The organism is Bacillus sp. FSL K6-3200, from assembly GCF_038630485.1.
GTDB classification, from domain to species: domain Bacteria; phylum Bacillota; class Bacilli; order Bacillales; family Bacillaceae; genus Bacillus; species Bacillus safensis.
The window spans coordinates 2,069,030-2,094,068 of record NZ_CP152032.1 but is presented as its reverse complement, the minus strand read 5'-3'; the positions used below and the strand labels follow the sequence as shown (position 1 = coordinate 2,094,068).

Here is a 25,039-nt window from a genome sequence, read left to right as displayed (position 1 = left end):
TCCAGTATTTTTAAGAGGCTAACAGAAAAAAGACAAAGCCTCCTGTTACGCGCTTTGTCTTTTTTTGAGCAGCATTTGTTTAAACGCAGCAGACGGTTTTTCAATAGAGATTGGATCAGTGTTGTGTATAGTTAGCTAGCAACGAGCAGGACTTAAATATCCCTGAATCGGACACATGCTTATAGCCTTCTTTAGTCGTTGTACAATAAGAGGGAATTTGTTACAATTCCATCGAGACTCTCACTTTATGGTCGAATTACGTTTATTCGGTTATAAAATAGCGCGACTCCCGATATAGCTACGCTAACGACGCCGATCATTACAATCCAAATCCATTTCCTATTTGCTTTCATATCCGCTATATCTGCGCGGTTTTCTTTAGCAAACGCTTTGTCGGATTTTTCGCCGGCCCTATCGGCAGTCGTTTTCACATCGTTAAGGTATTCGACTTTTGTATTAATACGTACGAGTATTCATGAACTTCTGCTAATTTATCGTTATATTAGAATATGTTCGGCTCAGGCATTGTGGCGCCTCCTTTCCGTTAATTACAGCAAAAAGACGCCCAATAAGGCGTCCTGAACTCCTTGTTAGTTCGTTATTAAACTTTCCTTCTCTTTAAAAGCATCTTCAAGAGCAATCGTCAAAAGTTTCCTGGAAAAATCCTGATAAAACGACATATCATAATGTACATAAAACATATTCCAAGGATGGTCCTCAATTGATTTGAAGTGCCAACTTTGATAATCGATAACTTTTACATCATAGTTATTAATTACATGATTATCTAAAGCATCCCACCACTTATTGTATACTGGAACGTTAATATATTTAGTTTTCCCGCTTTCACTGATAATTTTTACTTCTCCAGTTTCTTTTTCGATATACTCATCAATAAATCTGGCTTTGTTAATGATGACCTTGCAGTTCGGCACATTTTCTCTTAAAAAGGTGAATAGGCTCTTCACTCCTGCTTTCCATAACTCCAGATAACGGTCTTTCTGATCGAAAAACATCTGAAATTCTTCTCTAATATCAAGACGTTCATATAGAGATGTCTGTTTAAATAACCATTTTTTATTAGTTATATAGCTATCACCTATCCTTTGAACTCCGTAAAATAGATCCCCATAAAAATCCACAATAAGATAGTCCGGTTGGCATTTTTTCAATTCACTAAAAAAACTTTTATCTAGTTCTGTGGTAAAATGTCTTGTATCAAATGGACTTAAATTGTCGATTAGTTTCTCCTCAAAAGGTATTGGATCAGAATTAAGAGAAACCATCGACATTTGATTCTGATGTAAAACACAAGTGGCATACTTTTTATAATCAGGAATGAATTTAGAATTAAAATTATCTCTCGATACACAACTGCCCAAAACTGCAACCTTAAGCATTTGGTTACCCCCAACATTTTTATTACAAATATACCATAAAATGCGATAGATTAAGAAATCGGAGTGTAACCGATATAATAAATATGTATCTTATCCCTACCTGGACCGTATGTCTTCGTTCAACGGGTTAATCCAAGGTATAATCCCATCACCCTGATTGAATATGTTCCGGTATAAAAGCCGATCTGAAAAGCATTACTATCTACAATATTTTGTATGCACGTCCAGTTGCATACCGTCCCGAACTCTTGAAATGCCGCATCCTATAACAGAATTCGTGTTAACTAAGATAGTTGGTCGGACTGTGCCTTTGAAATAATATGCGCCACTTCTTGGAATTTTACACGCTCCTGTTCTTGCCGTAGCACTTCCATATGATTTCCACTTGCTTTTCTGTATTACGATATCGTCTACATAATCGAGTTATATTTCCATATAAGCGAGGTCAGCGCGTGTCCCATTATTTTTTGTAAGGAACGTATATCGCTGCCGTTTGTTAAATAATTAATCGCAAAGATATGTCGTAAGCGATGAAGGATCGGATGCCATTCTATTTTTACGGTGCTTGTTGGCTGCGCCTAGTAGCATAATAACGAGGTTGCCAAAGTCTTTATCTTCCAGCTTAGACCATTCAAGTTCATTCGAACGAAGCCCGCATTTTAACGCAATAAGGAACGCCATATAATCGCGAAAGCCTGAGAACGATCCTTAAAGAATCGCCGTACTTTTGGCTATCTTTGAGCATCTTAATCATCTTTTCATCGACCCATAACCTGCGTTACTGGTGAAAGATCGCGTACGTTTAGCATCCTTGATATATAGGATCCCAAAGGATCATCCGTAACGTCCGTTATGTTGTCCGTCATTAGTGTGCCTGCCACTTGCATAAATTCCGCCCAATACTCCGATAAATCATTGATTGTTCTTTCGCAATAGTTCTCCGTTTCGAATAACTCGCGTATGATCCCTAACGATTTGTCAACGGTCTTCGCCGCTTTAAAACTCTTTACTATTCCATCAGTCTCACGCCGATTCCTGACGCCTTGTCGTCTTCTTGTAATCGCCATAATAAAAAGCCTCCCGGAAATTATTCCGCAAGGCTTCGTAGAGAATCGGTCTAGTTTGTCCGCTAAGACACGAAATCGGATAAAAACGGACATCCATATCTTCCTAAATCGCGTCCTTCCGTACACTTAACGCATTAACGGACCGTTGGAAAACGTTGATATAACGGCGTTAAAACGTTGTAACGCGCTCGGAGGGATTCGAACCCCCGGCAGACGTGGTACCGGAAACCACCGCTCTATCCAACTGAGCTACGAGCGCACGATATGTTTTTTGAACGTCAGCATATCAAATTATAAGGGAAATGCTGCAAGAAAGCAATGATTAATCATTCGTCTTGATGATGTATTTTCTTCTTTTGGATACATAGAATAATATGCTGGTTTGAAGTGGAATGATTTTGGGGAAAATGGATAGGGGTATTTGAATTTAGGTCAGCGTTTTGTTTGACCTTTATTGACCAAAAATGTATCATTGAATTACATACTTACCTAAAAGGTGAAGGAGGAACATTATGAATTTAATACCTACAGTCATTGAGCAAACAAATCGTGGGGAAAGAGCTTACGACATTTATTCTCGTCTTTTAAAAGACCGTATTATCATGCTTGGTTCTGCGATCGATGACAATGTTGCCAACTCCATCGTGTCACAGCTGCTTTTCTTAGAAGCTGAAGATCCAGAAAAAGATATTTCTATCTACATTAACAGCCCTGGCGGTTCAATCACAGCTGGTATGGCCATTTACGATACGATGCAATTTATTAAACCAAAGGTATCAACTATTTGTATTGGTATGGCTGCATCTATGGGTGCGTTCCTGCTTGCTGCTGGTGAAAAAGGTAAGCGTTATGCTCTTCCAAACAGTGAAGTCATGATTCACCAACCACTAGGCGGTGCCCAAGGTCAAGCAACAGAAATTGAAATTGCGGCAAAACGAATCCTTTCTTTACGCGATAAACTGAACCAAGTACTTGCTGAACGTACTGGTCAGCCAATTGAAGTCATTGAGCGCGATACAGATCGTGACAACTTCAAAACAGCGGAAGAAGCACTTCAATACGGACTCATTGACAAAGTCTTGACCCGTAATACAGAAGACCAAAAATAATGATCACAACACAAACCGTCTGCTCCTTGAACAGACGGTTTTTTGTTTTAATCCTACTTTAAGACAGCTCCGTCCATTTCTGCTGAAGAGACGGTGTTTCGTAAGAAGCCATCTGCGTAATTAATTCCTCCGGTTCGCTCGAAGCATGTAACAATTGAAGGTGTGATTCATTCGAAAAACCTTCTTGTATACTAAATTTCACCATGTCCAAGAGCGGGTTGAAATAGTCATTCACTTGATACAATCCAATTGGCTTTTGATGAATGCCGATTTGTGCCCAGCACAGCACCTCAAATAATTCTTCATATGTACCAAAGCCGCCTGGCATCGCAATAAACCCATCGGCCAGCTCGCTCATTTTCGCTTTTCGTTCATGCATGCCTGTTACCTCAATTAACTCTGTCAGCTCTTGATGCACGACTTCTCCTCTAAAAAGCCCCTTAGGCATGACCCCGATCACTTGCCCGCCATGTCTCATGACCTCATCGGCAATCGCGCCCATTAACCCAATACGCGATCCTCCGTAAACAAGACGAATGCCCTGCTTCGCCATATAAGCACCCAGCTCCACAGCCTTTTGTTTGTAGACATCATTTACACCTGGATTCGAACCAGCAAACACACAAATCGTTTTCATCAAAACAGCTCCATCTCTCTCTATGATTTCTTCACTCACTCATTCTACTATAATGATTTGTAAAGAAACAGCCATTTCTTCTATATATAGTGTAAAATCAAAAGAGTGAACACCATATAAGGAGTTGTAGAGAGAATGCAAACAACTGAGATGGAGAAGTGGATCAAGGATTTTTATCAAATGAGAAATTGGACAGAATACGGGCCGTTTATCCGGTTAGGCTTTTTAATGGAAGAAACGGGAGAACTCGCTCGTGCTGTTAGAGCAATAGAAATCGGACGAGACCGGCCTGATGAGCAGAGACAGGAATCACCTGAGCTGAAAAAAGAACTCATTGAAGAAATGGGAGATGTCTTAGCAAATCTCCTCATTTTAGCGGATCAATATGATGTCACAGTAGAAGAGGTCTTCAGCGCTCACCAACAGAAACTCACAAAACGCTTTTCTGGAGAAAAAGAGCCAGTAAAAAACACGTGACCAAGCTGTCACGTGTTTTTTACGTCTTAAAGATGCTGTGGTGAAATGTCATCCGTTCGTTCAAAGAAATGCTGTTTTCCGATATGATGGAATAGTCCCGTTCGATGCAAAAGCTCCTTAGGCTGCGATTGAAGTCCAACGATCATCAGCTTTCCATTATGATGCTTTAATCGATTGGAGATATTCATGAGAACCGCTTCTGCCGATGTATCCATATAATTGACTTTATTCATAAGCAGAATGAGCGTTTTCGGTTTTGTTTGAACATGGTCCAAAATCGAATTTTCCAATGAATCTGTTGTTCCGAAAAAGAGCGGCCCTTCAATGGAATACATACTGATTCCTTTTTCGTCTGTCTGTTTTTCTAAAGCAGCTGCTGTTTCTATTTGAGGAACAGCGACATTGGTATGAATATTGGTCGTCTGGCTCATTTTTTTGATAAAAGCGATAAACGCTAAAATGAGACCAGCAGTGACGCCAATAATCAAATCACCGATGACCGTGAGCAAAAAGGTCACGACAAGGACAAGCGAATCGGCATTTTTCACTTTCACAATATTGATAAACTCTTTTCTCTCACTCATATTCCAAGCAACAAACATTAAAATCGGTGCCATTGCAGCAAGTGGAATCATCGACGCATATGGCGCAAATAGCATTAAGATCAGCAAGACGACAACGCCATGCACGACACCAGAAATCGGACTTGCCCCGCCATTTTTTATGTTCGTGGCCGTTCGGGCAATAGCTCCCGTCGCTGGAATTCCTCCGAAAAGCGGTGCCGCAATATTGGCAATCCCTTGCCCCACAAGCTCTTTATTGCTGTCATGCTTAGAGCCTTTCATATTATCAGCGACCATTGCAGACAAAATTGATTCCACGCCGCCTAAAAGTGCAATGACAATTGCTGGAGGCAGGAGGTATATCATTTTTTCAATCGTCAATTCAGGAAAAGCGAAGGTTGGCAGCTGACGAGGGATTTCACCATATGCAGAGCCAATCGTTTCAACTTGTCCTTGAAAAAAGAGAACGGCTAGAAACGTTGAAGCCAATAGACCTAATAGAGCACCAGGTATTTTAGGAATGTATTTTTGTGCCGCCAAAATCACGATGAGCCCGATGACGGCTGTGATGATGGCGAGACTGTTTGCGGTCCCAAGATGGACCACAATTTCTCTCATATTGAGGAAAAAGCTTTCATGTTTTTCAACACCCTTTAATCCGAGGAAGTTGGCAATCTGTCCTGAAAAAATAATGACAGCAATGCCCGCAGTAAAACCGATGATAACCGGACGAGGAATAAATTTCATGAGCTTTCCTAGTTTGAATATTCCGAATAATACAAGCATACAGCCTGCCATAAAACCGGCAATGAGCAAGTTTTCAATACCGTACTGGCTGACAATCCCGAATAAAATTGGAACAAACGCCCCGGTCGGCCCGCCGATCTGATACTTTGAACCACCAAACAATGAAATCAAAATGCCGGCAACGATGACTGTGTATAATCCATATTCTGGTCCGACACCAGATGCAATGGCAAATGCCATGCCTAAAGGAATTGCCACAACGCCCACGACAAGCCCAGCGATTAAATCGCGTCTAAACTTTGATGAATTGTACCCTTCAAATCTTCCATAAAAACGCATGGTATGTGTTGGCCTCCTTCAAGTATTGTGTAGATGATTTAGGTATACTGCGCGTCAATCTGTTTGTCTTTCACAACGACATCCAGCTTTCCTGTGGCTGGATGAATCACCAGTCCATGAACAGCCACATCACTTGGCATCAGTGGATGCTCTTTCACTAATTTCACACTTTGGGCCACGCTCTCTTCAACCGAATCAAAGCCTGTCAGCCAGCCCTTTAAATCGACTCCTGAGTTTTTCACAATGCTTAAGCATTTCTCTTCGATTCCGCGTGCTTTCGCCTTTTCAAGTAAAGGGTCCGCCGCAAGACCTGCCATTCCGCATTCATGATGCCCTACAATGCATACTTCCTCTGCCTTTAGCTCATAGATGGCTAGCAGGATACTCCGCATCACACTGCCGAACGGATGTGTCACGATGGCGCCTGCATTCTTAATGATTTTCGCATCCCCGTTGCGTAGCCCCATAGATTGCGGCAATAATTCCAAAAGACGGGTATCCATGCACGTTAAAATGACCAATTTTTTCTCAGGGAATTTCCCCGCTTTGTAAGGCTCATAATGTCTCTCATTCACAAACTTTGAATTGTGCTGAAGAATCTGTTCTAATTTAGATCCCATTTTATTCATCTCCCATCTTTTTTAAGTAACGTAAGCCCGCGCCTGTCCCCCTTTTCTTTCTTGTGTTCTCAAGCATAGAGAAGAAAAATGATAGAAAAAAAAGAAAAAAATGAGAAAACGATGAGAAGAAATATCATCATTTTCTCTATTTTACGCTGCATCCCAACAGATTCGCGGGTTTGTTTTCAATCTATTGTTCTCATAAAACCAAAAGACAATAAAATGGTTTAGTAGAAAATGACCATCCCGTTTAATACATTTCAAATATAATAAATTTTCTATCAAAAAGTCTCGATCTATTTTCCAGTTTGTCAGATAATCTCTCGTAAAATTTTGCAATTTCACATGTCTCATCTACCATCAGCTTATTTTTATATAGATAAAAAATGCATCAGATGGCATATGAATCTACATTTTCACTAAGAAAATGTCTTTCTTTACCGTTATTTCAGTATATTAAATATTGAGTATCTAACATTCAAACGTGTTCTGCCGAAATGGTTGCTTTATAATAAAAGGAGCAAGATGACCATGTGAAAGGAGCGAATTGACTGTGACACCACACATTTTTGTCGCAAAACCCTTACCTGCCTCTTTTGAGGAAATGCTAAAGGAACATTGTACATACGAGGTTTGGCAATCCAAAGATCCTATTCCGAGAGACATGTTGTTTGAGAAGCTGCAGCACGCTGATGGTCTTTTAACGTCTGGAACGAAAATCGATCAAGAGCTGTTAGACCACGCACCAAAACTCAAGGTAGTGAGTAATAACTCTGTCGGCTATGACAATTTTGATATAGAGGCGATGAGGCAAAGAGGCGTGATTGCTACGCACACTCCTTATACGCTTGATCATACCGTGGCTGACCTTGCTTTTTCGCTCATTCTCTCCTCTGCGCGAAGAATCGCCGAGCTTGATCGCTTTATCCGTGACGGAAAATGGACGAAATTCGTACAGGAAGAAGATATCTTTGGCATCGATGTTCATCATCAAACGCTAGGTATTATTGGCATGGGACGTATCGGGGAACAAGTGGCCAAACGGGCAGCACATGGTTTTGATATGAATGTTCTTTATCATAACCGAAGCCGGAATGAAAAGGCTGAATCGGCGTATGGCGCTGTATATTGCGCACTTGATGACCTTTTAAAACAAGCTGATATCATCGTGTTGATTACACCGCTGACCGAGGAAACGTATCATATGATTGGGGAACGAGAATTGAAGTTAATGAAGCAAACGGCTTTATTTGTAAACATTTCCCGCGGGAAAACAGTGGATGAAAAAAGACTCATTCAAGCACTTCAGGAAGGATGGATCAAAGGCGCTGGTCTTGATGTGTATGAGCAGGAACCGCTTCAAGAGGATCATCCTTTCAAAGAAATGAACAATGTCACCCTTGCCCCCCACATCGGTTCCGCTACTGAAACAACAAGGGATCTCATGCTGAAACGAGCCATTCATAATGTGATTCATGGAATAGATGGGAAGGCACCTGTTGATGTTGTAAAGGAGCTTGCTTCATCTTGATCAGATAAGACGCAGAGAACTGAACTGCGTCTTTTTATTTATTTAGAGGCATCAGGAAAAAAGACTCATTTTAGCAAAGATCCTGATTCTTTACATTTCCTTCATGTTTGGGTGCTATAATATGAGCTAGACAAGCATCAAGAGGACGGCATCCGATTTCCTTAATAGGAGGATGAAGATGAAAAGATTGAGTTCGGTTTTTACTATGTTCGCTCTGATCGCTGCTATTCTGTTTTCTGGATTTGTCCCGCAGCAAGCTCATGCAGAAACACCTCTTACACCAACAGCCACAACTGAAACTCAGCTCACGCCAGATGTACGTACCCTTGCCGTCATTAATACGTTTGATGGTGTAGCAGATTATTTAATTCGCTATAAACGACTGCCTGATAACTACATTACGAAATCACAAGCAAGTGCTCTTGGATGGGTGGCATCTAAGGGAAATCTAGCAGAGGTGGCGCCAGGTAAAAGCATTGGTGGAGATATTTTCTCAAACCGGGAGGGACGTCTTCCTTCAGCAAGCGGCCGAACATGGCGTGAGGCAGACATCAACTACGTTTCAGGCTTCCGCAATGCTGACCGTCTTGTGTATTCAAGCGACTGGCTCATTTACAAAACAACAGACCATTACGCGACTTTCACACGTATTCGATAATCAATAAAAAAGACAGCTCTGTTTGATCTAGGGCTGTCTTTTCGTATGGTGATTTACGGTATCAGGTTTTTCACGTAATCCTCAAAAGGAATTGAAAGCGGCTTTTTCGACACTTCTTCATGCTCATGTGTGGTGACATGATCCTCTGTAACGATCACACGTCCTGTTGGCGTGAGCTTTGAGGCAAGTGGTCTTTTGTTAAATGGAGAGGATTCATTTTCATAAATCTCGTGTCTCATTTGGGCCAATACAGCCTCGTCCACCTCGTTCAATGTGAAAGCATAGCCTGTTTCAGCGCCGTCTCCCTTATCTAATTGGAGCAGATGTGTCCCTTTTTCGGTTTCCTCAGCTTTGACGCGAAACCTTATTGACGCTCCTTCCACCCAATCTTCTGTAAAAGGCACAGGCTGGAGAGGTAAATTCACACCAAATCCTGCATCAATGAGGAAGCGTTCGTTGTGATGCTTCAACATGATGGCTACGTGCGTACCATCAATTGCCCACGTATCCGCTTCTTTGTTATAAACTGTGCCTTGGAGAAGCTGTACAGAGAGCCCTGCCTCTTTTAACACATAGTATAAGAGAGGATTGAGATCGTAACAAAGACCTCCTCTGTTTTCTTCAAGAAGATGCTGCTTCAACCCTTCTTGATTCAAAGCGTAGGATTGTTTGTTCAAAACAGATCTATTTTCGAATGGAAAGGTATAGGCCATTTTTTTTAATAGTACAGGCAAGTCTTTAAAGGTGATGGACTGCCCTTCATATCCGATCTTCTGTAAAAAAGCTGATTGAATCATGACATTCCCTCCTAAAAAAACTGAGCCTTTGAAGAGACTCAGTTTTCTTGATTGATAAAATCTGTTAACGCCTCAATGGCTTCTTGTTCATCCGCACCATCTGCAATCAGTGTGACAGTAACCCCAGAGCTGATCGCAAGACTCATGAGACCCATAATGCTTTTCGCATTGACTTTTTTCCCATCTTTCTCTAGAAAAATATCAGCACCAAAGCGATTGGCTTCTTGTACGAACAAAGCAGCTGGACGTGCCTGCAAGCCTGTTTTCAGCTGGATGGTGACCGTTTTTTCCACCATATGATCTGCCTCCCTTTTTCATTCTCCTATTTGAGTGTTACAGCTTGTCCGTTTCGTAATTGTTCTGCGATTTGATCTAGCTTTCTTAAGCGATGGTTAATCCCTGACTTGCTGATCTTTCCGCTTTCCACCATTTCTCCAAGTTCCTTCAGCGTGACCTCTTGATAGTCGACTCGCAGTTTGGCAATTTCACGAAGCTTATCCGGCAAGGCATCAAGTCCAATTTTTTCATCAATGAATTGAATGTTCTCGACCTGACGCAGTGATGCACCAATCGTTTTATTCAAGTTTGCTGTTTCACAATTGACGAGCCGGTTGACGGAGTTCCTCATATCTCGGACGATTCGCACATCTTCAAACCGGAGCAGTGAGTTATGAGCGCCCACAACACTTAGAAATTCCGTGATTTTTTCTGCTTCCTTCATGTACGTAATGTACCCTTTTTTGCGCTCGAGTGTTTTACTATTGAGATGAAATTGATTCATCAGTTCACAAAGAGCATCATTATGTTCTTTATATAGTGAAAAAATCTCAAGGTGATAGGAGGACGTTTCTGGGTTATTCACAGAACCGCCTGCTAAAAAAGCACCTCTCATATAGGAGCGCTTGCAGCATCTTTTCTTCACAAGCTCTTCTGAAATATTGCGCTCAAATACAAATTGTTCACCTAATATTTTCAAATCCTCTAAAATGGTTTTCGCTCGTTCTACCAGTCTGACAATATAGACGTTATTCTTTTTCAATCTCATTTTTTTACGGACGAGCAGTTCGACTGTCACATCGTATTTCTTCTTGAGCAGCGTATAAATCCGTCTTGCAATGGCTGCGTTCTCTGTCTGTATATCTAAAATCAATTTTCGATTAGAGAAAGATAATGAACCGTTCATACGGATGAGGGCAGAAAGCTCTGCTTTTGTGCAGCAGTCCTTCACGTCCAGATTAGTCAGCTCTTTTTTTGTTTCGGATGCAAATGACATCCTTGCCACCCCCATTCCTATTTTTTCTGTTGCAGGAGATCGACAAGCAGCGAGGCTACTTTCAGCGTGTCATGACGAATGACATGCTGGTCATATGTAATGATTTCTCCAGGAATCACTTCTAGTCCCATTGCTTTCAGTGCATCTGTGTCGAATTGTACAGGCTGTGCCTGTTCTTCTGCATATTTTGCTTTGATTTCTTCTGGAATTTCTTTATTGTTCACAAAAATCGTATCGATAAATGGACGATCCATATGATCATTTAATGCCTGCACATGATCAGATGCACTGTAGGAAAGCGTTTCCCCAGGCTGCGTCATGACATTGCAAATATACACTTTTTTCGCCTTAGAGCGAATCACTTCTTCTCCAATATGCGGGACAAGCAAGTTTGGCAAAATACTTGTATACAGGCTGCCGGGTCCAATGACGATCAGATCCGCCTCACGAATGACTTGAATGGATTCTGGCAGCGGTTCAATCGTATCGGGTGTGAGGAACACTCGTTTAATTCGCTCACCATAGGTGGGAATTTTCGACTCTCCTGTCACCATTTGCCCATTTTCTAATTCCGCATGAAGAACAACACTCGAGTTCGCTGCTGGCAATACTTTTCCTCTCACATTTAAAACCTTGCTCATTTCAGTGACGGCATGAAAAAAATCACCGGTTATATTTGTCATGGCCGCAAGAATGAGGTTGCCGAGAGAGTGGCCTGTTAAGTCATTCCCTTTGTTAAAACGGTGCTGAAATAGATCTTCTACAAGCGGTTCCACATCAGAGAGAGCCGCAAGGACGTTTCGAATATCTCCTGGAGGAGGAATATTCAAATCATGGCGCAGTCTGCCTGAGCTGCCTCCGTCATCAGCAACCGTTACAATAGCGGTAATGTCCACTGGCTTCGTTTTTAGCCCTCTGAGCAAAACAGATAAGCCAGTGCCGCCGCCAAGAATGACCACCTTTGGTAGTGTTGTCATCTATTTTCTGCTTCTCTTTTCAATGTCCCGGTGAGTGACATGTGTATAGTAATCGTTTTTAAAATACTCCGATAAGTAGTTGGCCAGCGTCACAGATCGATGCTGTCCGCCTGTGCAGCCGATGGCGATCACAAGCTGGCTTTTTCCTTCTCGTTTATAGGACGGAAGCATAAAGCTGAGGAGATCGATTAATTTCTCCGTGAATTTTTGTGTTTCACTCCATTTCATCACATAGGAGCGCACTTCTTCATCGTTTCCAGTCTGTGGACGCATACTCTCAATATAGTAAGGATTCGGCAGGAATCTCACGTCAAAGACAAGATCAGCATCAATCGGCAGACCGTATTTAAAGCCAAAGGACATCACGTTTACTGTAAACACCTGTCCTTGATTGGTGGCAAAATGCGTGACAATTTTTTCTCGCAGCTGTTTTGGTTTTAAATCCGATGTATCAAAAATCATTTGAGACCGGCCTTTTAACTCCTCTAACAGCTCGCGCTCCATTGCAATTCCTTCGAGCGGCAAACCTGTTGTCGCAAGGGGATGCGAACGTCTCGTTTCTTTGTATCTTGAGACAAGCACCTTATCATTTGCATCTAAGAATAGAATTCTTGGCGTGATCCAGTCAAGATCACCCATTTCATCTAAGGCGGCAATTAAACTGTCAAAAAATTCGCGTCCGCGCAAATCCATCACAAGAGCGACCTTGCTCATCTTTGAATTCGATTCCTTCATGAGCTCTAGGAATTTCGGTAAAAGTGATGGCGGCAGGTTATCAACGCAAAAGTAGCCTAAATCTTCAAAGCTTTGAATGGCGACGGTTTTCCCCGCACCTGACATTCCTGTAATAATCACAAGCTGAATATCTTCTTGTTTGTGTGTATTCATGCCTGCTCCCTCTCCTTCTTTATGAAAACGGTTCATGTATTATTCTCCCTGAGGATCTAACCGATAAGCGATCAGCTCAAAATCGGGTGTATACGTAAAAGTGCCGTGCAGAAGCCCTTTTCCTTTGAGCATGAAATCAAGAATATGGGAATCTCCTGGAGCCATCGGCAAATGAGGCACATCCTTTACGTCATGCCATTTTAAAATACCTTCCTCTGACTCTGTTACGTTTTTTCCAGTAAATGAATCTGCCATAAAGGTGAACATCATCCACTCTTGAACGATTTGATCGCCTTCTTTTATGATAAAGGTAAAAACACCTTTTAGCTGCGGATTTAAAATATAAATACCTGTTTCTTCTCTATATTCTCGAACGACTGAATCCTTGACCGATTCTCCGCTTTCCATCTTGCCGCCCGGCGCTACCCACCAGCCCCGTCTTGGCTTTTGCAGCAAGAGAACTTGATCTTCGTGATGCAGCACACAATTGGTTACTCGTTGCATCAGCTGTCACCTACTCTTTTATGTCTTTAACTTATTATACAGGTTCAACCTGACTCCCACAATGAACATGCCCGTTCTTCCCTGAAAACAGACCGGTTTTCGTTTGAATGATGTCACGGGCCATTTCTCTACTCTTTATTTTACAGCATCTAACGGTTCTCCATGCGTCATTTGTGAACATCTCGTGAATTTCTGATTTTAGGCAAAAAAAAGGACACGGATTCTCATCCGTGCCAAACATGTATTCCTTATAAAAGGGGGTCAATTACTAGTTTCATCATAACGGAAAAGTATTTCACCCGTGTTACATTCCAGTTAAAAGCCCATGACGCTATATTAAGGATTTACGACAGCCTTTTATTTCGTTGCTTTGAGTTTTTCAGCAAGCTCTTCTACATAATGCTGTGCGCTTTGTGCTGCAATACTTCCGTCACCTGTTGCAGTCACAATTTGACGAAGTGTTTTTTCACGAATGTCACCAGCAGCGAAAATCCCTTCCACTCTCGTTTCCATTCTTTCGTTTGTTTCGATGTAGCCTTCTTTATTTGTAATACCGAGATTTTCAAATGGTTTAGACAGTGGCAGCATTCCGATATAGATGAAGGCGCCGTCTGTTTTAAACTCTTCTTCTTCACCAGTCACCGTATCAATCAATGTCACACTGCCGACTTTCCCGTTTTCTTCATTGATCTGTTTCACAGTTTTGTTCCACATGAAGTCAATTTTTTCATTATCAAAGGCACGCGCTTGTAAAATGCTTTGTGCACGAAGTTTATCGCGTCTATGGATAATCGTTACTTTAGAAGCGAAACGTGTGAGATACACACCCTCTTCTACCGCAGAATCTCCGCCGCCAATGACGACAAGCTCTTTGTTTTTAAAGAATGCCCCGTCACATACTGCACAATATGATACGCCGCGTCCGCCAAGTTCTTTTTCACCTGGTGCACCGATTTTTTTGTATTCAGCTCCTGCCGCGATAATGACAGAGCGTCCTTTGTATTCTTTTGAACCAGCTTTGACGATTTTGTATTCTTCACCGTTCACGATTTCTTTGATATCGCCATATGCATACTCTGCACCGAATTTCTTCGCATGCTCAAACATTTTATTTGAAAGTTCCGGCCCTAAAATGCTTTCAAAGCCAGGATAGTTCTCGACATCTTCCGTATTCGCCATTTGTCCGCCTGGAATTCCTCTTTCAATCATTAATGTTGAAAGGTTTCCCCGTGATGTATAAACAGCGGCTGTCATTCCGGCAGGACCCGCTCCAATGATGATCGTATCGTAGATTTTTTCTTCTGACACAACTGTCACTCCCTCTTCAATTGCTGCTCGCATTTCTTATTAGAATGCCCTTGGGTGATGCTTCCATTCATGACAGAGAGCATCATTTCCACTCTTAGCTTTTATTCCTTACCCATATCCTATTAAATCTGCGGGGAATAAGCGAATCATTTGCTCATATCTTCAAAAAAAGAAAAAGCTTCCTTAAACTGCTGTTTAAGGAAGCCTGTTTACGGTTATATACAAAGTAATGATTTATTCAACGACTCTTCTTACAACGCCATTGAATGCTTTTTTCCAGTATACGTTGTTCATTGAGTCAACTGAAACACCGCGAGAGCTGTTGTCGTTCAAGAATGAACCGTTTCCTAAGTAAATACCAACGTGTCCATTTACTTTATACGTATCAAAGAACACAAGGTCTCCGCGTTTCATGTCAGATGCACTTACAGCTCTTCCTTTACCTACAAGCGTATCTGTTGTTGTACCGCCAACTGGTCCAAGGTTGATGCCTGCTGATGCGAATGCCCAGCGAACGAATGAAGAACAGTCAAAACGACGTGCGTCAATATCGGCTTGTGATCTGCCGCCGCCCCATTTATACGGAGATTGTCCAACAATAGTAGAACCTGTGCTGATCGCACCTTCAATTCCGCCTACGTTACTGCTGACAGGTGATCCGCCGCTAGAAGAAGGCTTCTTGCTTGGTGAACTGCTGTTGTTGTTATTGTTATTATTGTTGTTGTTGTCATTAGATGATCCACTGTTACTTGAAGACGGGCTGCTATCGTTATTTGAGCTGTTGTCTTCCGCTTGAACACTAGCTTGACGCTGCTGCTGTTGTCTTTGCGCTTTTTCTTCTTTTGCTTTTTGAGCTGCTTCTCTTGCTTCTTTTTCAGCTTGTTTTTGTGCAGCTACTGTTGCGTCTTTTTCAGATGCAATGCTGTTAGCCTCACTGTTTAACTCGCTGATTTCAGAAAAAGCACTTCCTTTTTGCTTTTTCACTTGCTTGAATAGCTTGTCTTTTTCATCAAGCTGTTTATTCAAGTCTGATTGAAGTGTTTCAAGCTTTGCAAGTGTGTTTTGCACATTCTCAAGCTTTGTGTTTAATTCGTTTTCAGACTTTTGAAGCTCAGCTTTGTCTTTTTCCTGCTCTTTAATGATTTCACTGTCTGCATTGATCAGTGTAGATACTGCACCTGCACGGCTGATGAAATCGCTAAAGCTTTTTGCTCCTAGTAATACATCTATGTATTTCGTAGAACCGCCGCTCTCTTGAATGGCACGTACACGCTTTTTCAAGAACTCGTTTCTTTCTTCAATACGTTTTTCTGTATCAGCAATTTCTTTTTTCAGTGCTTTGATTTCTTTTTTTGTTTTTTCATTTTCTTTTTGTTTTTCTTCGATTTGATCACTTGTTTTTAAAGCTTTCTCGTCAATATCTTTAAGCTTTTGTGCAAGTGCCTCTTGTTTTGCTTCAAGCTTTGAAAGCTCTTCTTTTTTCTTTTGAAGGTTCTTGTTTACCTCAGATTGCTTGCTGTCTAGTTCTTGTTTCTTTTGTTCAAAGTTCTGTGCGTTTGCTTCATGCGTAAATGGAATAAATAAACCGCTCGCTCCGATCACCGAAGCTAAACCAAAAGTAATAAACTTTTTCACGAATAGTTCCTCCTTTGACAATTTCCCAAGCGACATTAGAAAGCAGCAAATTCTCTGCGATCAATCTGTGCTCTCTATGTCTTTCTTCCTGATTGTTCAGTCAGATGTTGACCAGATTGTTTCTATCACTAGGTGTTTCATTATGTATAGTAAAATATTTAAATATCTATCTTTGTTTTAATCCACGATTTTCATTATACATGAGACATCGACAAAATGAGCTAATATTTTTATTACATTTATGTTTCAAAAACATGTCGTGATTGTCATACTTCGCCAATTCCTTGCAAATCCCACCTTTTTATCCAAGAAAAAAGCATGACCTTTTCGGCCATGCTGGGATGTTCTGAATCTATTTACCTATTTAATCGATTAACGTACAGATCTCTCGTTCGTATTTTGACAGTGTTTGAACACTGATCTGAAAAGCGGACGCAACGTCTTTTTTGCTGACAGCTGATTCTTCTTGTTCATTCATCCATAGATAATAAGATGCTGCTGCCCAGGCAGGCGCATTTTTCTTATCAATACCAGAAGCACGTGCCTGCTGAATAATATGGAATAACCAAAAATAAGGCATATGACTGTCAGGCTGAACCGCTTCCTCCAAACTGGATGCCGCCTGTTTTGCAAAAACTGCATCTTCTGAAAAAGACTTTTCTTTCATTTCACCTTCATATAAAAGCAGTTCTATAAATTGCTGTTCAAAGGCCGTTTTCGCTGCGCGTGCATCAAGGACAGACTGCAGAACGTCACGTTCCCCTTTTTGTTTGCTGACATAGTACGCAGTCAGCCGTTCCTCAATCGAGACCATTGGCTCAGTCTCCTCAGGTTTATCCTGCCACGGCTTGATTTCATCTGCGTCGATATCTTCTTCGACCATCTTATCCCAAACCGTTTGGGCGAGCGTTTTGTGGCCTGTATGATAGGCTGCGCTTGCAAGCCAGTATAAAAATGTACTATCTCCCTGAAAACCTGTTTTGTACAAAGAATAAAGCCATTTAAAGGCCCATTCAAATTCTCCCACAAGGGCAAATGTTGCGCCAAGCTTATAACGCTGTTCACTTAGTATTGGATACACGTGCGTTAATTGCTTCGCTAACATGTTGACCTTCTCTTCTTCTTTTTCATAATGGTAGAAGACAAGCTGATTGCAAAGGGCATGCAGATTACCGGGATTTTCATGAAGGACCCGGTTCAACATTTCTTTCGCCTGATGGATTCGGCCAGAATAAAAATAGGCCAAAGCGAGATTATTATACGCTGACCAAAATTCTGGATACTCAACAATCATCTGTTCCAGCATCTCAATGGCTTCATCGAGTCTGCCGCTTTCTAGCAAATGGTTTGCTTGATCCTGCTTCACAATCAGGTCATCCTGATCATAAGGAAAATCTCCGTCCTCTTCGTCGCTCATATCGAGCAGGTCAAGGAGGTCGTCATTTTCATCCGCAAATTCCCCGTCCTCTTCCAGTGCGGCATAAGCAGTAGCTGATTTATATGCCTCTTGAAACAGTCCGAGATTGGCATAATTATTGGCTTTAAAATAGTGGCACTCAGACATGTTTTCATCGATGTGTTCAAGGATGAAATCAAGCAGTTCGTTTGATTGCTGGTAATGACCCATTTCAGTATAAATAATGGCAAGCTGTGACAGCATTTCTACATTTTCAGGCTCAAGTACGATGGCCCGCTGTATCAGCTTACTTGCCCTAGACAGATTTCTTTCTCTATATGCTTTAAGACCTTTATGAAAAAAGTAATGCCCATCTTGAAATAGCTGGACGACTTGTGTGTGATTATTTTGAGAAGTGTATTTACTCACCGATACCCTCCATTTCGAACAGTGTACCGTGTGTAGTATAACATACTTCCCTAGTCGTCACATAGAACAAAAGGAAAGGAAGGATTTGTTTTTCATTTAAAATGAAAAAGCCAGGGATATCCCCGGCTTTTCATTCACCTTGATGACGCTTTTTTAATACCTTTAATACATCATCAAGCGGCAATTGCTGTTCGCGTAATAATACAAGAAGATGATAGAGGAGGTCAGCAGTTTCCCATTTCAATTCTTCTTGATCTCGGTTTTTCGCTGCAATGATTACCTCGGACGCTTCTTCCCCTACCTTTTTTAGGATTTTATCGACCCCTTTTTCAAATAGATAGGTTGTATAAGCACCTTCTGGCATTTCCGTCTGCCGCTTTGCAATGACCTGTTCAAGTTCATTTAAAATCGCAAAACGATCCTGTTCTTCGCTTTGGCGCTTTACGCCTTCTTCCGAAAAACAGCTATAGCTGCCAGTGTGGCAGGCTGGGCCGCTTGGCGCGACAAGGACAAGCAGAGCGTCCTTGTCACAGTCATATCGAATAGAAGTCACTTGCTGGGTATGTCCAGAGGTAGCGCCTTTGTGCCAAAGCTCGTTTCTCGACCGGCTATAAAACCATGTTTCACCGGTTTCCAGCGTTTTTTCATAGGATTCTTGATTCATATACGCAAGCGTCAATACTTCCTTACTTTGAGCATCCTGTACAATCACAGGAATCAGGCCTGCTTCATTAAAAGTTAATTCATTTGCCTGTTTCATCTGACCTTCACCCCGTGTTCTCTCAAATATGTCTTCACCTCATGAATGGAGGTTTCTTTATAATGGAAAATAGAGGCTGCTAATGCTGCATCAGCTTCTCCTTTTGTAAATGCCTCAAGCATATGCTGGGCATTGCCAGCGCCGCCAGAAGCGATAACTGGCACAGTGACTGCCTCTGATACAAGCTTTGTCAATCGATGATCAAAGCCTGTCTTTTCACCATCAGCATCCATACTTGTCAGCAAAATCTCTCCTGCACCTCTCTGCACAGCTTCCTTCGCCCAGTCGCTAACCTCTAAATCTGTTTGACGGCGTCCTCCGTGTGTATAGACCATATATGCTTTTTTCTCTTCATCGTACTTTGCATCAATTGCGACAACGATACACTGGGAGCCAAAAAAGTCAGCACCTTCTGAAATCAGTTCCGGCCTTAACACAGCTGCTGTGTTGACAGATACTTTGTCTGCACCCGCTCTTAATATACGCTTCATGTCATCAAGGTGGTTAATCCCGCCTCCCACCGTAAATGGTATAGCAAGAGTGGACGCGACTTGTTTGACCACATCCACCATCGTTTTCCGGCCTTCATGAGAAGCAGAAATATCAAGAAAGACGAGTTCATCCGCCCCTTCCTCATCATAGATCTGCGCTAATTCGACCGGATCACCAGCATCCTTTAAGCCTAGGAATTGCACCCCTTTGACAACACGCCCTTCCTTCACATCAAGACATGGGATGATTCGTTTTGTCATCATATGCGGTCAAGCCCTTCAAATGCTTCCGCTAAAGTAAACTGCTTCGTGTAAAGTGCTTTTCCAACGATTGCACCAGACACACCAGACTGTTTTTGTGCTGACAGCTTTTGAAGATCAGCTACCGCGCTGACACCACCTGAAGCAATCACTTGTTTACCGGTTGCTTCTGCTAAACGAACCGTACTTTCCACATTTGGACCAGACAGCATGCCATCCATTTGAATATCGGTAAAAATAAAGACCTCTGCGCCTTCCTTTGCCAATTCCCTGCCGAGTTCCTCTGCCTTCACTTTAGACGTTTCAAGCCACCCTTCAGTCGATACAAAGCCATTTCGCGCATCAATCCCAATCGCTATTTTCTCTCCATATTGCGCCAGCATTTTTTTCACAAAGGCTGGGTTAGATACAGCTGAACTGCCGAGAATCACTCTATCTACGCCGTTGCTTAAGTAAAAGGCAACGTCTTCTTCTGTCCGAATACCGCCGCCGATTTGAACCTTCACATCTAAGGAAGATGCAATCGCCAGCACATGCTCATGATTGACACGTTTCCCTGCTTTTGCACCATCTAGATCGACAAGATGAATCCATTTTGCTCCTTCTTTTACAAATTGCGCAGCCATGTCGAGCGGTGAATCTCCATAAATGGTTTCTTGATCATAATCTCCTTGTACAAGACGTACACATTTGCCATTTCTCATATCAATCGCTGGATATAATGTAAAATCACTCATTTGCTCACCCTCTGTTCGTTTGCTAATTGAATAAATTGTTTGAGCAGCGCCATTCCCGTTGTACTGCTTTTTTCAGGGTGAAACTGTGCACCAAGCACATTTCCCTTGCCAACAACAGCTGGTACTTGAACACCATAGTCCGCGCTTGCTAATTGCTCATCTGGATTCATTTCGCTCACATAATAAGAGTGAACAAAGTACGCAAATCCTTCTGGTACACCGTCAAACAATGGGGAGGGCTGATGAAATGTGAGCTCATTCCACCCCATATGAGGTACCTTCAACCTTTGCCCATTCTGATCACGATCCTTTAAAAGAACGACACGCCCTTGTAACAGCCCCAATCCTTTTGTGTGTCCTGCCTCTTCACTTTCTTCAAATAACAGCTGCATGCCAAGGCAAATGCCGAATAACAGCTTTCCTTCCTGCACAACTTGGTGAATAAACGCCTCAAGTCCTGTCTGTTTTAACAGCTGCATTGCATCACGAAACGAACCGACCCCGGGCAAAATATAAGCATCTGCTTTTTTCAGCTCCTCCACATCAGAGGAGACGATATAGCGGGCATCTGCTCGTTCCAGTGCTTTTGATACGCTGAACAAATTTCCCATTCCGTAATCAATGACTCCGATCATTAGAGCATCCCCTTTGTTGACGGTATCCCTTTCACTCGTGGATCAATGGTTGTTGCTTCATCTAAGGCACGTGCCATCGCTTTAAAAATGGCTTCAATTATATGATGTGTATTGGTTCCGTAGTGAACAATGACATGAAGGTTGATCCGGGCTTCAAGTGCAAATTTCCACAGAAACTCATGCACTAGCTCTGTATCAAAGGTACCAACCTTTTGACTCGGAAAGGCCGCTCTCATTTCCAAATGAGGACGATTGCTTAAGTCGACCACGACCTGGGCAAGTGTTTCATCCATCGGAACAAAGCTTGATCCATACCGCTTAATTCCCTTTTTATCGCCTAACGCTTCCTTAAACATTTGCCCAAGTACAATGCCGATATCTTCTGTTGTGTGGTGATCATCAACATCCGTATCCCCTTTTGCATCGACGGTCAAATTAAAGTGTCCATGCTTCGTAAATAAATCAAGCATGTGCGTCATAAAAGGGACATCTGTTTGAATATCCGCTTTTCCTTCTCCATCAATTTCTAGCGCTAATGAAATATTCGTTTCATTTGTTTTTCTCGATGTTTCCGCCTGTCTCATTACGATTCCTCCCGCTTTCTCGCTTCAATCGACCTTGCATGCGCTTCAAGCCCTTCTAATCTGGCAAAAGCCGCAATGCTTTCCCTGTGTGTTTCAAAGGCCTCTTGACTATATGAAATAATGCTCGTTTTCTTTTGAAAATCAGTCACACCAAGCGGGCTGGAGAATCGAGCTGTTCCGTTTGTTGGCAGCACATGATTCGGCCCTGCAAAATAATCGCCCACTGGCTCTGGACTATAGCGTCCTAAGAAAATCGCCCCAGCATGCTTGATTTGACCAAGAAGTGATTCTGGATATGCTGTCAGCACCTCTAAGTGCTCTGGCGCTAATTGATTGACGACGTCTACTGCACGATCGATTGATTCTGTCACGTAAATACGGCCATGATCTTGTATAGATTGTGCTGCGATTGATTTTCTCGGCAAAGTATCCAGCTGCTTTCGCACTTCAGCCTGCACGCTTTCTGCAAGTGTCTTAGACGTTGTCACCAAAATACTAGATGCCAGCGCATCATGCTCTGCCTGCGAAAGTAAATCCGCCGCTACCTCATGCGCGACTGCTGTTTCGTCTGCTAGAACTGCAATTTCACTTGGACCTGCAATCATATCAATGTCTACCTGACCAAATACTTCCCGCTTTGCCAGCGCGACATAAATGTTGCCTGGACCTGTGATTTTATCAACAGGCTTGATGCTTTCCGTTCCATAGGCAAGTGCCGCAACAGCCTGTGCTCCGCCCATTTTATACATTTCAGAAATACCAAGCTCCTTCGCCGCAGCCAGTACAGCGTCAGAGAGACGGCCATCTTTCCCAGGGGGTGTCACAAGAACGATTCGTTCAACGCCAGCGACTAGCGCAGGAATCACATTCATTAATACAGATGATGGATAGGCAGCTGTTCCGCCGGGGACATACACACCTACTGCATCAAGCGGCGTTACCTTTTGTCCAAGCATTGAGCCATCCTTTTGGTGATAAAACCAAGAAGACGTCAGCTGGCGCTCGTGGTATGTGCGAATATGCTTGATAGCCGTTTGAATAATTTGAACCATCTCTTTGTCCAAGCGGTCGCAGGCTTTTGCCATTTCATCTTCTGTGACAAGTGGATCTTCAATCAACACCCCGTCAAATTGCTTTGTAAAAGACCGTACAGCTTCATCACCATTTGTTCTTACTTCTTGTATAATGCGCTGAACAGCCTGACGCTGTTCTTCTGTTCCTGTATCTAAAGACCGTTTGAGTGAGAGAGTATCTGTCTCATCTTCTTGTATGCAGGTGATGTTCATGATGATTCCTCCCCTTCTCCAATGATTCTTGCAAGACGCTGCGCCATTTCATCAATTACCGTATCCTTCATCCTATAGCTCACAGGATTGACAATAAAACGTGACGTGATATCACAAATATGCTCCGTTTCCACAAGTCCATTTTCCTTTAGTGTTTGACCTGTAGAGACAATGTCTACAATGCGATCGGCAAGCCCAATGAGCGGTGCTAATTCAATGGAACCATTCAGCTTAATGATCTCCACCTGCTCCCCTTGCTCTCTAAAATAGGAAGATGCGACATTTGGGTACTTTGTCGCCACACGCGGTGCGACACCACCCCAGCTCGCTCCTGGCAATCCAGCTACAGCTAAATGACATTTACTGATGTTTAAATCGAGCACTTCGTACACATCACGAGCTTCTTCGAGCATGACATCCTTCCCTGCAATGCCAACATCCGCCACACCGTGCTCTACATAGGTGGTCACATCCATTGGCTTGGCTAAAATAAAGCGGAGGTTTTCTTCTGGTACATCAATGATTAATTTTCTTGAATCCTCGAATTCCTCTGGCAGCTGATATCCCGCCTGCCTTAACAGCCCTGCTGCTTCTTCAAATATCCGGCCCTTCGGCATCGCCATCGTCAACACTTTACCCATTCCGCTCTTCCTTTCTAGCGCCGATAAAATAAGTCACCTGTTCAAATGCCTTGGTCATCGCGTCAATATTTTCAATCCCCGCTAAGTCTTGCAGGACGATCTTTTTCCCTTTTGACCGCTCCTTTTCTGCAAAAGCAAAAGCTTCCAGTCTTTGTTCTTTACTAAAAATCACAGCCTCCTGCGGCTCAACGATTTCTTTTGCATCGAGCGCTTCAAGAAGACGGTCTAGTCGAATTCCGAACCCTGTTGCTGGCGCGGGTGCATCAAAATGAGCAAGCAATTGATCATATCTACCGCCGCTTCCGATGACAGATCCAACATGATCTGCAAATACTTCAAACAAAATACCCGTATAATAGCTCATATGACTCACCATGCTTAAATCTAAACGGATATATTCTGTACAGCCGTAATCTTCAAGTGTCTCCCAAAGCGACTTTAACTGTGCGAGCACCTCTTTTCCTTCTTGTGAAACAACGATTTCCTCTGCCCGCTCTATGACCTCTTGGCCGCCTCTTAACTCTAAAAGCTGTAACAGCCTCGTTTTATCGATGGAGGAAAGTGGTAATTGTTTCACATGCTGACGGTATCCTACATAATTCTTTTCATATAAAAAACGGCGAAGGACGTTTGCACGCTCTGTATTTCCGAGTACATCGACAAATAACGTTTCTGCTAAAGCGACATGCCCGATCGCGATTTTGAAGGACCTTAGCCCGGCATTTTTTAATGCAAATACGGCAAGCGCGATGACTTCAGCATCTGCACTAATCGAACCATCACCAATCAATTCAATTCCGACCTGCTCAAACTCTGACGGTCTTCCGCCTTCTCTCTCCTGAGCACGGAACACATTGGCTGCATACCCAACACGAAGCGGATACGCCTGTTCATGAAGCTTGGAAGCCGCCACTCTTGCAATCGGACCTGTCATATCAGGTCTCAGTACAAGGGTTTGCCCGTTTTGATCAAGAAGCTTAAAAAGCTGTGTATCAGTAATCGCCGATTGAACACCGACTGTATCGTAAAATTCAAGTGTTGGTGTCTCCATCAAACGGAAACCCCAACCAGTCATGACCTCTGTTAACGAATGTCTCACTTTTTTCTTCGTCTCATACAATCCAGGTAATGAATCCCGCATACCATATGGTTTCTCAAACATAAACATGTTTCTTCCGCACCTCCAACACATTAAAACGAAAAATTCCGAATCCTTTAGTTCGCTAATATGATAATATGCTAACAAAATAAAGTGATTAAATCAATCATTTTTATTTTCTCTCTATTTT

At 42.5% G+C, this 25,039-nt stretch carries 27 protein-coding genes and 1 tRNA gene; 4 read left to right on the top strand and 24 right to left on the bottom strand.

Features of this window, described 5'->3' with window-relative positions; all coding sequences use genetic code 11:
• Nucleotides 1–590 precede the first annotated feature (590 nt).
• From MHI60_RS10530 to MHI60_RS10515, 4 genes are all read right to left on the bottom strand, one after another.
• Complete coding sequence (locus tag MHI60_RS10530) at nucleotides 591–1,400, bottom strand: DUF6270 domain-containing protein (protein ID WP_095409620.1); 810 nt, start codon at nucleotides 1,398–1,400, stop codon at nucleotides 591–593.
• A gap of 410 nt (nucleotides 1,401–1,810) precedes the next feature.
• On the bottom strand, nucleotides 1,811–1,909 hold the full coding sequence (locus tag MHI60_RS10525; RefSeq protein ID WP_263640238.1) for a hypothetical protein: 99 nt from the start codon (nucleotides 1,907–1,909) through the stop codon (nucleotides 1,811–1,813).
• Nucleotides 1,905–2,081, bottom strand: coding sequence for a hypothetical protein (locus tag MHI60_RS10520; protein WP_223251027.1), 177 nt, complete (start codon nucleotides 2,079–2,081; stop codon nucleotides 1,905–1,907). Before MHI60_RS10520 ends, MHI60_RS10525 begins: the two co-directional genes overlap by 5 nt.
• Before the next feature lie 569 nt (nucleotides 2,082–2,650).
• Nucleotides 2,651–2,726, bottom strand: a tRNA-Arg gene (locus tag MHI60_RS10515).
• A 253-nt stretch (nucleotides 2,727–2,979) separates the two neighbouring features.
• Between MHI60_RS10515 and clpP the strand changes: the two genes are divergently transcribed.
• Nucleotides 2,980–3,576, top strand: coding sequence for an ATP-dependent Clp endopeptidase proteolytic subunit ClpP (gene clpP, locus MHI60_RS10510; RefSeq protein WP_024427684.1), 597 nt, complete (start codon nucleotides 2,980–2,982; stop codon nucleotides 3,574–3,576).
• A 58-nt stretch (nucleotides 3,577–3,634) separates the two neighbouring features.
• Here the strand turns inward: clpP and MHI60_RS10505 are convergent, their stop codons facing one another.
• On the bottom strand, nucleotides 3,635–4,213 hold the full coding sequence (locus MHI60_RS10505; protein ID WP_095409621.1) for a TIGR00730 family Rossman fold protein: 579 nt from the start codon (nucleotides 4,211–4,213) through the stop codon (nucleotides 3,635–3,637).
• 135 nt (nucleotides 4,214–4,348) lie between these two features.
• Here MHI60_RS10505 and MHI60_RS10500 point away from each other — a divergent pair, with 135 nt between their 5' ends.
• Nucleotides 4,349–4,690: a MazG-like family protein gene (locus tag MHI60_RS10500; RefSeq protein WP_095409622.1), complete on the top strand. Its 342-nt coding sequence runs from the start codon at nucleotides 4,349–4,351 to the stop codon at nucleotides 4,688–4,690.
• Nucleotides 4,691–4,716: 26 nt separating this feature from the next.
• Here the strand turns inward: MHI60_RS10500 and MHI60_RS10495 are convergent, their stop codons facing one another.
• Nucleotides 4,717–6,339 (bottom strand): SulP family inorganic anion transporter, encoded by a 1,623-nt coding sequence (locus MHI60_RS10495; protein WP_144483597.1) that lies wholly within the window; start codon nucleotides 6,337–6,339, stop codon nucleotides 4,717–4,719.
• A gap of 38 nt (nucleotides 6,340–6,377) precedes the next feature.
• Nucleotides 6,378–6,959 (bottom strand): carbonic anhydrase, encoded by a 582-nt coding sequence (locus tag MHI60_RS10490; protein ID WP_144483600.1) that lies wholly within the window; start codon nucleotides 6,957–6,959, stop codon nucleotides 6,378–6,380.
• 553 nt (nucleotides 6,960–7,512) lie between these two features.
• Between MHI60_RS10490 and MHI60_RS10485 the strand changes: the two genes are divergently transcribed.
• Together MHI60_RS10485 and MHI60_RS10480 are read left to right on the top strand one after the other, a co-directional pair.
• Entirely contained in the window at nucleotides 7,513–8,490 is a 978-nt protein-coding gene (locus MHI60_RS10485; protein WP_144483602.1) for a D-glycerate dehydrogenase, read from the top strand.
• Between the two features lie 178 nt (nucleotides 8,491–8,668).
• Nucleotides 8,669–9,148 carry a ribonuclease gene (locus MHI60_RS10480; protein WP_144483604.1) on the top strand — a complete coding sequence of 160 codons (480 nt, stop codon included), beginning with the start codon at nucleotides 8,669–8,671 and terminating at the stop codon, nucleotides 9,146–9,148.
• Between the two features lie 53 nt (nucleotides 9,149–9,201).
• Here the strand turns inward: MHI60_RS10480 and MHI60_RS10475 are convergent, their stop codons facing one another.
• The 17 genes from MHI60_RS10475 to MHI60_RS10395 all read right to left on the bottom strand — a co-directional run bounded on the left by MHI60_RS10475 (nucleotide 9,202) and on the right by MHI60_RS10395 (nucleotide 24,918).
• Nucleotides 9,202–9,945 carry an arylamine N-acetyltransferase gene (locus tag MHI60_RS10475; RefSeq protein WP_144483607.1) on the bottom strand — a complete coding sequence of 248 codons (744 nt, stop codon included), beginning with the start codon at nucleotides 9,943–9,945 and terminating at the stop codon, nucleotides 9,202–9,204.
• Nucleotides 9,946–9,983: 38 nt separating this feature from the next.
• Nucleotides 9,984–10,241, bottom strand: a complete 258-nt coding sequence (locus MHI60_RS10470) for an HPr family phosphocarrier protein (protein ID WP_024423549.1) — start codon at nucleotides 10,239–10,241, stop codon at nucleotides 9,984–9,986.
• Nucleotides 10,242–10,267: 26 nt separating this feature from the next.
• Entirely contained in the window at nucleotides 10,268–11,218 is a 951-nt protein-coding gene (gene whiA / locus MHI60_RS10465; RefSeq protein ID WP_003213321.1) for a DNA-binding protein WhiA, read from the bottom strand.
• Between the two features lie 17 nt (nucleotides 11,219–11,235).
• Entirely contained in the window at nucleotides 11,236–12,195 is a 960-nt protein-coding gene (locus MHI60_RS10460; RefSeq protein ID WP_095409627.1) for a YvcK family protein, read from the bottom strand.
• Nucleotides 12,196–13,083 (bottom strand): RNase adapter RapZ, encoded by an 888-nt coding sequence (gene rapZ / locus MHI60_RS10455; protein WP_048238005.1) that lies wholly within the window; start codon nucleotides 13,081–13,083, stop codon nucleotides 12,196–12,198.
• Between the two features lie 39 nt (nucleotides 13,084–13,122).
• The gene (locus tag MHI60_RS10450) at nucleotides 13,123–13,587 is read right to left on the bottom strand and encodes an 8-oxo-dGTP diphosphatase (RefSeq protein ID WP_024423553.1); all 465 of its coding nucleotides are present in this window, start codon (nucleotides 13,585–13,587) and stop codon (nucleotides 13,123–13,125) included.
• A 357-nt stretch (nucleotides 13,588–13,944) separates the two neighbouring features.
• On the bottom strand, nucleotides 13,945–14,895 hold the full coding sequence (gene trxB / locus MHI60_RS10445; RefSeq protein WP_048238006.1) for a thioredoxin-disulfide reductase: 951 nt from the start codon (nucleotides 14,893–14,895) through the stop codon (nucleotides 13,945–13,947).
• A gap of 234 nt (nucleotides 14,896–15,129) precedes the next feature.
• Nucleotides 15,130–16,530, bottom strand: a complete 1,401-nt coding sequence (locus MHI60_RS10440; RefSeq protein ID WP_144483610.1) for an NlpC/P60 family protein — start codon at nucleotides 16,528–16,530, stop codon at nucleotides 15,130–15,132.
• A gap of 364 nt (nucleotides 16,531–16,894) precedes the next feature.
• Nucleotides 16,895–18,355: a tetratricopeptide repeat protein gene (locus MHI60_RS10435; RefSeq protein ID WP_144483613.1), complete on the bottom strand. Its 1,461-nt coding sequence runs from the start codon at nucleotides 18,353–18,355 to the stop codon at nucleotides 16,895–16,897.
• A gap of 130 nt (nucleotides 18,356–18,485) precedes the next feature.
• Nucleotides 18,486–19,115, bottom strand: a complete 630-nt coding sequence (gene hisIE, locus MHI60_RS10430; RefSeq protein ID WP_144483615.1) for a bifunctional phosphoribosyl-AMP cyclohydrolase/phosphoribosyl-ATP diphosphatase HisIE — start codon at nucleotides 19,113–19,115, stop codon at nucleotides 18,486–18,488.
• Nucleotides 19,112–19,870 carry an imidazole glycerol phosphate synthase subunit HisF gene (hisF, locus tag MHI60_RS10425; RefSeq protein WP_039181656.1) on the bottom strand — a complete coding sequence of 253 codons (759 nt, stop codon included), beginning with the start codon at nucleotides 19,868–19,870 and terminating at the stop codon, nucleotides 19,112–19,114. Before hisF ends, hisIE begins: the two co-directional genes overlap by 4 nt.
• Entirely contained in the window at nucleotides 19,867–20,604 is a 738-nt protein-coding gene (hisA, locus tag MHI60_RS10420) for a 1-(5-phosphoribosyl)-5-[(5-phosphoribosylamino)methylideneamino]imidazole-4-carboxamide isomerase (protein ID WP_095409632.1), read from the bottom strand. The genes hisF and hisA overlap by 4 nt, the downstream gene beginning before the upstream one ends.
• The gene (gene hisH / locus MHI60_RS10415) at nucleotides 20,601–21,239 is read right to left on the bottom strand and encodes an imidazole glycerol phosphate synthase subunit HisH (RefSeq protein WP_144483618.1); all 639 of its coding nucleotides are present in this window, start codon (nucleotides 21,237–21,239) and stop codon (nucleotides 20,601–20,603) included. Before hisH ends, hisA begins: the two co-directional genes overlap by 4 nt.
• Nucleotides 21,239–21,823 carry an imidazoleglycerol-phosphate dehydratase HisB gene (gene hisB / locus MHI60_RS10410; RefSeq protein WP_034281037.1) on the bottom strand — a complete coding sequence of 195 codons (585 nt, stop codon included), beginning with the start codon at nucleotides 21,821–21,823 and terminating at the stop codon, nucleotides 21,239–21,241. The genes hisH and hisB overlap by 1 nt, the downstream gene beginning before the upstream one ends.
• Nucleotides 21,823–23,109, bottom strand: a complete 1,287-nt coding sequence (gene hisD, locus MHI60_RS10405; RefSeq protein WP_144483621.1) for a histidinol dehydrogenase — start codon at nucleotides 23,107–23,109, stop codon at nucleotides 21,823–21,825. The genes hisB and hisD overlap by 1 nt, the downstream gene beginning before the upstream one ends.
• On the bottom strand, nucleotides 23,106–23,750 hold the full coding sequence (gene hisG / locus MHI60_RS10400; RefSeq protein WP_024427668.1) for an ATP phosphoribosyltransferase: 645 nt from the start codon (nucleotides 23,748–23,750) through the stop codon (nucleotides 23,106–23,108). Before hisG ends, hisD begins: the two co-directional genes overlap by 4 nt.
• Nucleotides 23,743–24,918 (bottom strand): ATP phosphoribosyltransferase regulatory subunit, encoded by a 1,176-nt coding sequence (locus MHI60_RS10395; RefSeq protein WP_144472065.1) that lies wholly within the window; start codon nucleotides 24,916–24,918, stop codon nucleotides 23,743–23,745. Before MHI60_RS10395 ends, hisG begins: the two co-directional genes overlap by 8 nt.
• Nucleotides 24,919–25,039: the final 121 nt, after the last annotated feature.